Source organism: Streptomyces sp. NPDC007095 (assembly GCF_040634475.1).
Lineage (GTDB): Bacteria > Actinomycetota > Actinomycetes > Streptomycetales > Streptomycetaceae > Streptomyces.
Genome location: NZ_JBEYFS010000131.1, coordinates 20925 through 32097, shown reverse-complemented (window position 1 = coordinate 32097; position 11173 = coordinate 20925). Strand labels below are relative to the sequence as shown.

The 11173-nt window shown below is 68.5% G+C and carries 12 protein-coding genes; 9 read left to right on the top strand and 3 right to left on the bottom strand.

Translation table 11 applies throughout. From position 1 onward, the window contains the following. Positions 1–234: 234 nt before the first annotated feature. Entirely contained in the window at positions 235–561 is a 327-nt protein-coding gene (locus tag ABZ656_RS35570; RefSeq protein WP_101404920.1) for a hypothetical protein, read from the bottom strand. Between the two features lie 508 nt (positions 562–1069). Here ABZ656_RS35570 and ABZ656_RS35565 point away from each other — a divergent pair. Both ABZ656_RS35565 and ABZ656_RS35560 read left to right on the top strand, forming a co-directional pair. Beyond that, complete coding sequence (locus ABZ656_RS35565) at positions 1070–3415, top strand: immune inhibitor A domain-containing protein (protein ID WP_101404921.1); 2346 nt, start codon at positions 1070–1072, stop codon at positions 3413–3415. A 121-nt stretch (positions 3416–3536) separates the two neighbouring features. Continuing rightward, positions 3537–3878, top strand: coding sequence for a hypothetical protein (locus ABZ656_RS35560; RefSeq protein ID WP_101404922.1), 342 nt, complete (start codon positions 3537–3539; stop codon positions 3876–3878). 40 nt (positions 3879–3918) lie between these two features. On the opposite strand, the gene ABZ656_RS35555 is transcribed toward ABZ656_RS35560, so the two are convergent. After that, the gene (locus tag ABZ656_RS35555) at positions 3919–4503 is read right to left on the bottom strand and encodes an isochorismatase family protein (RefSeq protein WP_101404923.1); all 585 of its coding nucleotides are present in this window, start codon (positions 4501–4503) and stop codon (positions 3919–3921) included. A gap of 274 nt (positions 4504–4777) precedes the next feature. Further along, entirely contained in the window at positions 4778–6106 is a 1329-nt protein-coding gene (locus ABZ656_RS35550) for a nicotinate phosphoribosyltransferase (RefSeq protein WP_101404924.1), read from the bottom strand. A gap of 119 nt (positions 6107–6225) precedes the next feature. On the opposite strand from ABZ656_RS35550, the gene clpS reads away from it, so the two are divergent. The 7 genes from clpS to ABZ656_RS35515 all read left to right on the top strand — a co-directional run bounded on the left by clpS (position 6226) and on the right by ABZ656_RS35515 (position 11157). Beyond that, a complete protein-coding gene (clpS, locus tag ABZ656_RS35545; RefSeq protein WP_054229692.1) occupies positions 6226–6543 on the top strand; it encodes an ATP-dependent Clp protease adapter ClpS in 318 nt (105 codons plus the stop codon). 98 nt (positions 6544–6641) lie between these two features. After that, positions 6642–7247: a DUF2017 domain-containing protein gene (locus tag ABZ656_RS35540; protein ID WP_101404925.1), complete on the top strand. Its 606-nt coding sequence runs from the start codon at positions 6642–6644 to the stop codon at positions 7245–7247. A gap of 353 nt (positions 7248–7600) precedes the next feature. Continuing rightward, a complete protein-coding gene (locus ABZ656_RS35535; protein WP_360273549.1) occupies positions 7601–9061 on the top strand; it encodes an amino acid permease in 1461 nt (486 codons plus the stop codon). A gap of 99 nt (positions 9062–9160) precedes the next feature. Then, positions 9161–9583, top strand: coding sequence for a M67 family metallopeptidase (locus ABZ656_RS35530; RefSeq protein WP_095854396.1), 423 nt, complete (start codon positions 9161–9163; stop codon positions 9581–9583). A gap of 101 nt (positions 9584–9684) precedes the next feature. Next, positions 9685–9786 carry a putative leader peptide gene (locus ABZ656_RS35525; protein ID WP_312638615.1) on the top strand — a complete coding sequence of 34 codons (102 nt, stop codon included), beginning with the start codon at positions 9685–9687 and terminating at the stop codon, positions 9784–9786. Between the two features lie 124 nt (positions 9787–9910). Continuing rightward, entirely contained in the window at positions 9911–10189 is a 279-nt protein-coding gene (locus ABZ656_RS35520; protein ID WP_054229696.1) for a MoaD/ThiS family protein, read from the top strand. Between the two features lie 17 nt (positions 10190–10206). Then, the gene (locus ABZ656_RS35515) at positions 10207–11157 is read left to right on the top strand and encodes a cysteine synthase (protein ID WP_075029098.1); all 951 of its coding nucleotides are present in this window, start codon (positions 10207–10209) and stop codon (positions 11155–11157) included. The last annotated feature ends 16 nt before the right edge of the window (positions 11158–11173 follow it).

Here is an 11173-nt window from a genome sequence, read left to right as displayed (position 1 = left end):
CCTGCACGACAAGGCGGCCAAGACGGTGGTGGTCAGCACGGGCTGAACGGGCTGACGTACGCGATCAGCCGCACTCCACGAGGAGACGGCTGACCGGAACAGCGGCGGGTTCAGGGCCTGCACGACAAGGCGGCCAAGACGGTGGTGGTCAGCACGGGCTGAACGGGCTGACGTACGCGATCAGCCGCACTCCACGAGGAGACGGCTGACCGGGACAGCGGCGGGTTCGTGGAATCACGGGCCCGCCGGTTCGCGTACGGCGGAGACAGACGCCGACGACACGGACACGGACGCGGCGACGGACGCGGTCTCGCGCTGTGCGGGCACCCGCTCCTGGACGGGGGCCGGTGCGGGAGCCGGTACGGCGGCCACGGAGCCGGAACGCACGCGCTTCGGCAGCGGAACCGTTACGGCGACGAGCAGTCCGAGAGCGAGTGCCGAGAGGGTGATCACCGCGATCCCCAGGCCCGAACTCGTCTGAGACAGCAGCAGCATGGCGAGGGTGGAGAAGATCACGGTGCAGGAACCGTAGGCGAGCTGTGCGGCGGTCGGACGAGGCATGGCGATTCCTCGGGGTGGGGGTACTCCCCCCGTGCCTCTCGCGATGGGGGAGGATGCGGACAACAACGGGATCGGACGGCGACCGGGACGATCGACAACGGGAGTGGGGCCGCCGAACAGGGTGGGGCTGCGAATCGTGGGACGACAACGGTGTCGACTTGTCAATCCGTTGACATTCCAACGTTCCGCCAATCGACTCTATTCGCCTGCATGCCCGAGTGGAACGTCCGGTAAGCGTGACCTTACCCACGGTGCCGGAGCACAGGGGGCGCACGGAGTCATCGCGTCCACCAAGTGGACGGACGGACGCGCCCGTTGAGAGGGCCGATCACGGTTCGGATACCGAACTGCCGCTCCGCATAGTGCAGTTGCCAGGTTCAAGTCAAGATCTGTCTTTTCTTTGGTAACTCCGGTCGAATGTCGTCACTTGACACGCGTATAAGCGCGCGGACCTCCATCACCCCGGGATCCCCCCATCCGCGCGAACGGACGCAGGGGAGGACTTCAAGTGACCAGCAGACCATGGACGTTCAGAGCGGCCGCGGTGGGTGTGGCCCTCGCGGCGGCCACCGCCACGTTCTCGACGTTCGCCGTTGCGCAGGCAGATGATGCAGCATCGGCGGCGGCCTCGGCGAGCGCGAACCGCCACGAGCCCCGGCCGGCCGGCGACGAGGCCGAACACGACCTCGACGGCCCGCTCAGCAAGACCCAGGAAGCACAGCGCGAAGAGGCCCTGAACCAGGTCATATCCGGGGACGCGAAGGTCCAGGACCGGAACGGTTCGCAGGTCGTCAAGCTCAAGGGCAAGAACAAGTACGTCGAGCTCGGCCGCGAGAAGACCGACAAGATCTTCACCATCCTGGTCGAGTTCGGCGATCAGGTCGACAGCCGCTACGGCGGCACCGCGGGCCCGCTGCACAACCAGATAGCCGCGCCCGACCGCACCCAGGACAACAGCACGGCCTGGCAGGCGGACTACAACCAGGCGCACTTCCAGGACCTCTACTTCGGCACCGGCAAGAACACCGAGTCGCTGAAGAAGTACTACGAGAAGCAGTCCTCGGGCCGCTACTCGGTCGACGGCGAGGTCACCGACTGGGTCAAGGTCCCCTACAACGAGGCCCGTTACGGTTCCAACAAGGCGTCCACCGGGGCCTGGTACGCGGTCCAGGACGGTGTCACCGCCTGGGTCGCCGACCAGAAGGCGGCCGGCAGGTCCGACGCGGACATCAAGGCGGACCTGGCCAAGTACGACCAGTGGGACCGCTACGACTACGACGGCGACGGCAACTTCAACGAGCCCGACGGCTACATCGACCACTTCCAGATCGTGCACGCGGGCGAGGACGAGTCCGCGGGCGGCGGCGCGCAGGGCGAGGACGCGATCTGGGCGCACCGCTGGTACGCGTTCGGCACCGACGCGGGCGCCACGGGCCCGGCCGGCAACAAGCTCGGTGGCGCCGCGATCGGCGACACCGGCATCTGGGTCGGCGACTACACCATCCAGCCGGAGAACGGCGGACTCGGCGTCTACGCGCACGAGTACGGCCACGACCTCGGTCTGCCGGACGAGTACGACACCACCAACTCGGCCGAGAACTCCACGGGTTTCTGGACCCTGATGTCCTCCGGTTCCTGGCTCGGCACCGGCAAGAACGCCATCGGTGACCTGCCCGGCGACATGAACGCCTGGGACAAGCTGCAGCTGGGCTGGCTGAACTACGACACGGCGAAGGCCGCGACGAAGTCGAAGCACAAGCTGGGCGTCGCCGAGTACAACACCAAGAACAAGCAGGCCCTCGTGGTCTCGCTGCCGGACAAGGCGGTCACCACCCAGATCGTCACCCCGGCGCAGGGCTCGACCCAGTGGTGGAGCGGCAGCGGCAACGACCTCAAGAACACGCTGACGCGTTCCGTCGACCTCACCGGCAAGTCCTCGGCCGCCCTCACGCTCGACGGCTGGTACGACATCGAGGCCGACTACGACTACCTGTACACCGAGGTCTCGACCGACGGCGGCGCCAACTGGACCGCGATCGACGGCACGGTGGACGGGCAGCCGATCCCGCGCGACGGCAGCGGCAAGCCCGCGCTGACCGGCACGGTGGACGCGTACAAGAAGCTGTCGTTCCCGCTCGACGCCTACGCGGGCCAGAAGATCGACCTGCGTTTCCGCTACCAGAGCGACGGTGGCGTGGCGCTGAAGGGCTTCGCGGCCGACGAGATCGCCGTGACCGCGGACGGTTCGGCGCTCTTCTCGGACAACGCCGAGACCGCGGACGCCGCGTGGACCGCCGCCGGCTTCTCCCGCGTCGGCGCGTCCTTCACCGACGACTACCCGCAGTACTACGTCGCGGAGAACCGTCAGTACGTCTCGTACGACAAGACCCTCAAGACCGGTCCGTACAACTTCGGCTTCTCGAAGACGCGTCCGTCCTGGGTGGAGCACTACCCGTACCAGAACGGCCTGTTGATCTGGAAGTGGGACACCTCGCAGAAGGACAACAACGTCAGCGCGCACGCGGGCTACGGGCAGATCCTGCCGGTCGACTCGCACTCCACCGCGCTGAAGTGGTCCGACGGCACGCTGATGCGCAGCCGGATCCAGTCCTACGACTCGCCGTTCAGCCTGTACCGCACGGACGGTCTGACGCTGCACAACGCGGACGTGGCGACGAAGATCCCGTCGAAGCCGGGGGTGCCGGTCTTCAACGACCACACCAGCACCTACTACGACACGACGGCCCCGACCGCGGGTGTCAAGATCACTGACACCAACACCAAGATCAAGATCGTCAAGGAGGCCCGCGACGGGTCGACGATCTCGCTCGAAGTGGGCCCCGCGGTGAAGTAGCCGGTATTTCCGCAGGTCAGAAGCGTATCGGCGGCGACCCCCTGGCGGGTTGCCGCCGATCGTGTTTAGGTGCGTCCTGTGGATTTCTTATTGACACCGGTGCGCACGGGGGTGTGACTGCATGGCCGCAGGAGGTTTCTGCAAGCTGCCGAACGGCAGCGTGGTGGTGGCGCTGAACCTGCCCAGCCCGGCGGGCCCGGGGCCCGGCTGCGTGCGCTTTCTGGTCCTGGCCCAGAACCGCGCCCGCGCCCTGACACGCCTGCGCAACCTCGGCCTGCGCGCGGTCTACCTGCGGGGGAACGCGGCTCCGCCCACCCCCGACGAGATCACCGCCGTCCTGCACCACCCCGACGGCCTCATATGGCGCACCACCCCTGACAGCGGCCTCCAGGGCCCCGACCTCACCCAGGAACTGTGGCGCCCGTTCAAGTCTTTCCTGAGACGCCCGGCGGCACCGGCGTAAGCGCCCCGTGCCGCCTTTCAGGCCGCGGTTGGACGACGGGTCAGACCACGGGCTTGCCCGTGAGCTCCACCCCGGCCGCCCGCAGCTCCTCCAGCGCCCGGTCCGTGGTCTCCTCGGAGACTCCGGCCGTGAGGTCCAGGAGAACCTGGGTGCGGAAGCCACCCCGGACCGAGTCCAGGGCGGTGGCACGGACGCAGTGGTCGGTGGCGATGCCGACCACGTCCACCTCGTCGATCTCGCGGGCGCGCAGCCAGTCACCCAGCGCGACCCCGTTCTCGTCGGCGCCCTCGAAACCGCTGTACGCCGCCGCGTACGCGCCCTTGTCGAAGACGGCGTCCACCGCGCCGGAGGCGACCGCCGGAGCGAAGTTCGGGTGGAATCCGACCCCCTCCGTGCCGGCCACGCAGTGCGCCGGCCAGGAGTGGACGAAGTCGGGGTTGTCGGCGAAGTGGCCACCGGGAGCGATGTGGAGGTCACGCGTGGCGACGACATGCCGGTAGCCGGCGGGCGCCTGCCCGATCAGCTCCGTGATGGCGGCGGCCACATCGGCGCCTCCGGCCACCGCGAGGCTGCCCCCCTCGCAGAAGTCGTTCTGCACGTCTACGACGATCAAGGCGCGGCGCATGGTCGGTGTCCTTCGACTGTGTCGAGTATGGGGTCGGTGAATGTGGCAGGGGGTGTGCGGGACCGGCCTGTGGAGTCGAGCCTAGAGACTTCACGTGCGGCGCGGGAGGGGGCATTCGGTTACGGCCTGCTGCGGCGGCGGGTGCGGTGTGCGTGTTGCCGTTGCATTCCCGCTGACCGCCCGTTCATTCGTGTTTGCCCAAGGGTGGCCGGAGCCGGCCGGAGCGCCGCCCGCGCGCGCTCCGGCGCACCCCGCGCACACCGTAGGGGCCCTATCAGATGTATTCCGTCGGAATAACCGGTTCCCCGCGCGAGAGCTGTGTCGCCGACAGCGGCAGGTTGGCGCGGGAGACCGCGTGCCGGTCGCGTACGACGTCGAGGGGCTCGCGGGAGAGGACCTGCCCGCCCTTGACGAGCTCCACCAGCAACTGTCGGTCGGCGAGCCCCAGGGGGACCGCCCCGGTGCCGATCACCTCGGCCTCGGCGACCCCCCGCTCGTCGAGCCGGCGCGCGGCCCACTTGCGCCCGCCGATCGAGGTCTTGCCGCCGGTGGACTTCTTGGCCACGGGCACCAGCGGAGCCTTCGGGTCCGCCGACTCGGCGCGGGCGACCAGCTTGTAGACCATCGAGCAGGTGGGATGGCCGGAACCCGTCACCAGCTGTGTACCGACCCCGTACGCGTCGACGGGCGCCGCCGCCAGCGAGGCGATCGCGTACTCGTCCAGGTCCGAGGTCACGATGATCCGCGTGTCCGTAGCGCCCAGCTCGTCCAGCTGCTGCCGCACCCGGTGCGCGACCAGCAGCAGGTCCCCGGAGTCGATCCGTACGGCCCCGAGCTCCGGCCCGGCGACGTCGACCGCCATCCGTACCGCCTCCGCGACGTCGTACGTGTCCACGAGCAGCGTCGTTCCCCGGCCCAGCGAGTTCACCTGGGCCTGGAAGGCGTCCCGCTCGCGGTCGTGGAGCAGGGTGAAGGCGTGCGCGGAGGTGCCGACGGTCGGGATGCCGTAGCGGAATCCGGCGGCCAGGTCGGAGGTGGTCGTGAAGCCGCCGACGTACGCGGCCCGCGCCGCCGCCACCGCGGCCAGTTCATGCGTCCGCCGGGCGCCCATCTCTATCAGTGGCCGGCCCCCGGCGGCCGAGGCCATCCGGGAGGCGGCGGCCGCGATGGCCGAGTCGTGGTTGAGGATGGAGAGGATCACCGTCTCCAGGAGCACGCACTCCGCGAAGGACCCCTCGACCCGCAGGATCGGCGAGCCCGGGAAGTACACCTCGCCCTCGGGGTAGCCCCAGATGTCCCCGCCGAAGCGGTACGAGGCGAGCCACTCCAGGGTCGGCTCGTCCACGATGGCGTTCTCGCGCAGGAAGCCGAGGACGTCGGCGTCGAAGCGGAAGTTCTCGACGGCGTCGAGAACCCGCCCGGTGCCCGCCACGACGCCGTAGCGCCGCCCCTCCGGCAGCCGCCGCGTGAAGACCTCGAAGACCGAGCGTCGCTCGGCGGTCCCCGCGGCCAGCGCGGCCTGCAGCATCGTCAGCTCGTACTGGTCCGTGAAGAGCGCCGTCGAGGGAACGTCCACCGGCAGCCCAAGGTCCGCTGTGTTCATAAGGCTGGATGGTACCCCCATCTCGTCACTCTGACGATTTGTAGGGGCTGTTGTATCCCGGTTGTATCCCGTCGTATTCCGGGGGTCCGTTTGTGCGGGCCCCCCTCTCTGGTGGCAGCATGGGCCGTGTGACCGCTCCCGCACCCCTAGAGATCGAAAAGACCGAGTCGGCGGAGGAGGTCTTCGCCGTACCCGAGCCCGACGTCCCCTGGGTCACCATCGTGCACAACGACCCGGTCAACCTCATGAGCTATGTGACGTATGTCTTCCAGACGTACTTCGGCTACACCAAGGACAAGGCCACCAAGCTCATGCTCGACGTCCATCACAAGGGCCGGGCGGTCGTCTCCAGCGGCACGCGCGAGGAGATGGAGCGCGACGTACAGGCCATGCACGGCTACGGTCTGTGGGCCACCCTTCAGCAGGACCGGAAGTAGCGGGACCGGAAACCGTCGGACCGGCGGCCGCCGGACCGGCAGCAGCCCGAGCCCTCCCTGTAAACCGCGAGCAGGACCGGAAGTAGCGAACTCACTCCATGCCAGGACACTTCGAACCGCTCCCCGGCGGCGGCGCGGCCGTCGCGCTCGACGAGGTCGAGATCTCCATCATCCGCTCCCTCGCCGTACAGCTCCTGGAGCTCATCGGTCCCGGCCCCGCGGAGAACGCCCCCGACGACCCGCTCGCCGAACTGTTCGCGGAGGGCCCCAGCGAACCGCCCTCCGACCCCGTGCTCCAGCGTCTCTTCCCGGACGCCTACAGCGGCCCCGACGTCGAGGCGACCTCGCCGGAACAGGCGGAGGAGCAGCGTGCGTACTCCTCCGAGTTCCGCCGCTTCACCGAGAACGACCTGCGCGCCGGCAAGCGCGAGAACGCCCTTGCGGTGATCCGCTCGCTGGACGCCCTCACCACGGCGGGTGACGGCGGCGCGGTCCTCAAACTCTCCCCCGAAGAGTCCGAGCAGTGGCTGCGCGCCCTCAACGACCTGCGCCTGGCGATCGGCGCCCGGCTCGACGTCGTCGACGAGGAGGACACCGACCTCCTCTACCGCCTCCCGGACGAGGACCCGCGCAAGCCGATGGTGATGGCGTACCTGTGGCTGGGCGGTCTCCAGGAGACGCTCGTCGAGACGCTGATGCACTGATCGGGTGCCGAGATGCCCTGACCAGGGTTTGGTTCAGGGTTCAATCGGTGTTCGCTCAGAGGACGCTCAGATCCGGATAACGATCCCGTCACCGCCCTGGCCTGGTATGCACACCTAAGTGCTGTTTGTCCGCTTCTCCCTGTGGCATGCCTTACATCACCCGCAGGCTGCCCATGTTGCGGCCGTGATAAATCTTCACGACCGCCCGACAGGACACCACCCATGTCCGGTCGGGTGCGCCACCGAGCCGGCGACCGCCGGCCAGGCACAGCTCCATCACATCCGGGGGGATCGGAACCCGATCCGAAGCCAGAGGACTGGCTCGGACCGGCATGGAGAAAGGCGCACCACACATGACCTCATCGCAGGTCGACAAGACCGACGAGCCGCGTGCCGGCAGTGAGGCCGTGGGCGGCGACGCCCCCGAAGAGGGGTACGAGCGCGGGCTCGGCAGTCGCCAGGTCCAGATGATCGCGATCGGCGGCGCCATCGGCGTCGGCCTCTTCCTGGGCGCCGGGGCGAACATCGCCAAGGCGGGGCCCAGCCTCATCTTCATGTACGCCCTCGCAGGCGTGATCATCTTCTTCATCATGCGGGCGCTCGGCGAGCTGCTCCTGTACCGCCCGGTCTCGGGCTCCTTCGCGGAGTACTCCCGCGAGTTCCTCGGCCCGTTCTTCGGCTACTTCACCGGCTGGACGTACTGGCTGATGTGGGTGGTCACCGGCATGGCGGAACTCACCGCCGCCGCGATCTACGTCCACTACTGGTTCCCGTCCATCCCCCAATGGGTGACGGCACTGGTCTTCCTGATCGTCCTCTTCGTGGCGAACCTGATCTCGGTGAAGCTCTTCGGAGAGATCGAGTTCTGGTTCTCGATGGTCAAGGTCACCGCCCTGATCGGCATGATCGTGATCGGCCTCGGCGTTCTCACCTTCGGCTTCAGCTCGGCCGGTGACACGGCCTCCGTCGCCAACCTCTGGCAGTTCGACGGCTTCTTCCCCAAGGGCATCGGCTCGTCCCTGATGACCCTCCAGGGTGTCATGTTCGCCTACCTCGCCGTCGAGCTCGTCGGCGTCACGGCGGGCGAGTCCGAGGACCCGGAGAAGACCCTCCCCAAGGCGATCAACACCCTCCCGTGGCGTATCGCGCTCTTCTACGTCGGCGCGCTCACGGTCATCCTCTGCGTCGTGAAGTGGACGGAGTTCGCCCCCGGCGTCAGCCCCTTCGTCGAGGCCTTCGCGAAGATCGGCATCCCGGCCGGCGCCGGCATCGTCAACTTCGTGGTCCTGACCGCCGCCCTGTCCTCCTGCAACTCCGGCATGTACTCCACGGGCCGCATGCTGCGCACCCTGGCGGACAACGGCGAGGCCCCCAAGGTCTTCAGCAGGCTCTCCTCGACCAAGACCCCGGCGATCGGCATCACCGTCTCCATGCTCTTCATGGGCATCGGCGTGATCCTGAACTACATCGTCCCGGAGAAGGCCTTCGGCTACGTCACCTCCGTGGCCACCGCCGCCGGCATCTGGACCTGGCTGATGATCCTGGTCAGCCACATCCTCTACCGCCGCGCGGTCGACGCCGGACGCCTGCCCGCCTCCTCCTTCCCTGCCCCGGGCGGAGCGAAGTGCAGCTGGATCGCGGTCGTCTTCCTGCTCTTCGTCACATGCCTCATCGCGTACGACGCCGACTCCCGCGTCTGCCTGTACGTGATGGCCGGCTGGGCCGCGGCCCTGGCCATCGGCTGGTGGGTGCTCAAGGCACGCAACCCCCAGGTCACCGAGCGCCGCGAGCCGACGTTCGAGAAAGTCGGCTGACCTCCCCGGTTCAGCATGGCCGACTCTCCGGGTTCAGCATGTGGGCCGCTCCGTACCACCCCTCGGTACGGAGCGGTCCTTCTGCTTATCCTGACCGACATGCTGACCATCACCCAGGCCCTCGTCGACCAGATCGTCGCGCACGCGCGCCAGGACCACCCCGACGAGGCGTGCGGCGTCGTCGCGGGCCCGGCCGGCTCGGGCCGCCCCGAGCGCTTCATCCCGATGCTCAACGCCGCCCGCTCGCCCACGTTCTACGAGTTCGACTCCGGCGACCTGCTGAAGCTGTACCGCGAGATGGACGACCGCGACGAGGAGCCGGTGATCATCTACCACTCCCACACGGCGACCGAGGCGTACCCCTCCCGCACCGACATCTCGTACGCCAACGAGCCCGGCGCGCACTACGTCCTCGTCTCCACGGCGGACGCGGACGACGCGGGTCCGTTCCAGTTCCGCTCGTACCGGATCGTCGAGGGAGAGGTGACGGAGGAAGAGGTCACGGTCGTGGACGCGTACTGATCCCGTCCTGACTCCGCCCCGATCCCGAACTTCGGGCAGAATTCATCCACCATCTGAGATCACACTCCGGGACCCGGACGGGGAATCGATACGATGAGCCCATGGTTTCCCAGGACGTGAGCGACAAGACGCCGGGCATGCTGCTCGTGGCGCGGCTGCACGTCGACCTGTGCAGGCTGCAGAGCGCCATCTGTACGCGCTGAACCCTGCCGCCGTACGGCCGTGAGCCACGGCTCCGCGGGGCCGCAACCGGCGTCCCGCCCTGCTGTTTCCGCGCTGCCGCGCGCCCACCGACCTGACTTTTCCTTCCGACAGGAGCCCGCAACCATGGCCATCGAGGTCCGCATCCCCACCATCCTCCGCACCTACACCGGCGGCGAGAAGGCCGTCGAGGGCGGCGGCGCGACCCTCGCCGAGCTCTTCGCCGACCTTGAGACCCGGCACGCGGGCATCCAGGCCCGGATCGTCGACGACGGCCAGCTGCGCCGCTTCGTCAACGTGTACCTGAACGACGAGGACGTCCGCTTTCTCGACGGCATCAACACCAAGCTCACCGACGGCGACAACGTGACGATCCTGCCGGCCGTGGCCGGCGGCATGGTCTGATCGGCTGCTGATCGCTGATGCGCTACGACTCCCCGCTCGCCGCGGTGGGCAACACCCCTCTGGTGCGCCTGCCACGGCTTTCGCCGTCCGCCGACGTCCGGATCTGGGCGAAGCTGGAGGACCGCAACCCGACGGGTTCGGTCAAGGACCGCCCGGCCCTCCACATGGTCGAACAGGCGGAGAAGGACGGCCGGTTGACGCCGGGCTGCACGATCCTGGAGCCGACGAGCGGGAACACCGGCATCTCGCTGGCCATGGCGGCGAAGCTCAAGGGCTACCGCATGGTGTGCGTGATGCCGGAGAACACCTCTCAGGAGCGGCGGGACCTGCTGGCCATGTGGGGCGCGGAGATCATCTCCAGCCCCGCGGCCGGCGGTTCCAACACCGCCGTGCGCGTCGCGAAGGAACTGTCGGCCGAGCACCCCGACTGGGTGATGCTCTACCAGTACGGGAACCCCGACAACGCGGGCGCCCACTACGCGACGACGGGCCCCGAAATCCTGGCGGACCTCCCCTCCATCACGCACTTCGTCGCCGGCCTCGGCACGACGGGCACCCTGATGGGCGTCGGCCGCTACCTCCGGGAGAACAAGCCGGACGTGAAGATCGTCGCCGCGGAGCCGCGCTACGACGACCTGGTGTACGGCCTGCGCAACCTGGACGAGGGGTTCGTCCCCGAGCTGTACGACGCGTCGGTCCTCACCTCCCGCTTCTCGGTCGGCTCCGCCGACGCGGTCACCCGCACCCGTGAGCTCCTCCAGCAGGAGGGCATCTTCGCGGGCGTCTCCACCGGGGCCGCGCTGCACGCCGCGATCGGCGTCGGCAAGAAGGCGCTCGCCGCCGGTGAGTCCGCCGACATCGTCTTCGTCGTCGCCGACGGCGGCTGGAAGTACCTGTCGACGGGCGTCTACACCGCCGCGACCACGGAAGAAGCCATCGAAACCCTCCAGGGCCAGCTCTGGGCGTAGGCCGCACGGGCGGCGG

Coding starts and splice junctions, on each gene's coding strand:
- ABZ656_RS35570 (WP_101404920.1), bottom strand. CDS start 561: ATGCCTCGTCCGACCGCCGCACAGCTCGCCTACGGTTCCTGCACCGTG.
- ABZ656_RS35560 (WP_101404922.1), top strand. CDS start 3,537: ATGGCCGCAGGAGGTTTCTGCAAGCTGCCGAACGGCAGCGTGGTGGTG.
- ABZ656_RS35555 (WP_101404923.1), bottom strand. CDS start 4,503: ATGCGCCGCGCCTTGATCGTCGTAGACGTGCAGAACGACTTCTGCGAG.
- ABZ656_RS35550 (WP_101404924.1), bottom strand. CDS start 6,106: ATGAACACAGCGGACCTTGGGCTGCCGGTGGACGTTCCCTCGACGGCG.
- clpS (WP_054229692.1), top strand. CDS start 6,226: ATGGGCCGTGTGACCGCTCCCGCACCCCTAGAGATCGAAAAGACCGAG.
- ABZ656_RS35540 (WP_101404925.1), top strand. CDS start 6,642: ATGCCAGGACACTTCGAACCGCTCCCCGGCGGCGGCGCGGCCGTCGCG.
- ABZ656_RS35535 (WP_360273549.1), top strand. CDS start 7,601: ATGACCTCATCGCAGGTCGACAAGACCGACGAGCCGCGTGCCGGCAGT.
- ABZ656_RS35530 (WP_095854396.1), top strand. CDS start 9,161: ATGCTGACCATCACCCAGGCCCTCGTCGACCAGATCGTCGCGCACGCG.
- ABZ656_RS35525 (WP_312638615.1), top strand. CDS start 9,685: ATGGTTTCCCAGGACGTGAGCGACAAGACGCCGGGCATGCTGCTCGTG.
- ABZ656_RS35520 (WP_054229696.1), top strand. CDS start 9,911: ATGGCCATCGAGGTCCGCATCCCCACCATCCTCCGCACCTACACCGGC.
- ABZ656_RS35515 (WP_075029098.1), top strand. CDS start 10,207: ATGCGCTACGACTCCCCGCTCGCCGCGGTGGGCAACACCCCTCTGGTG.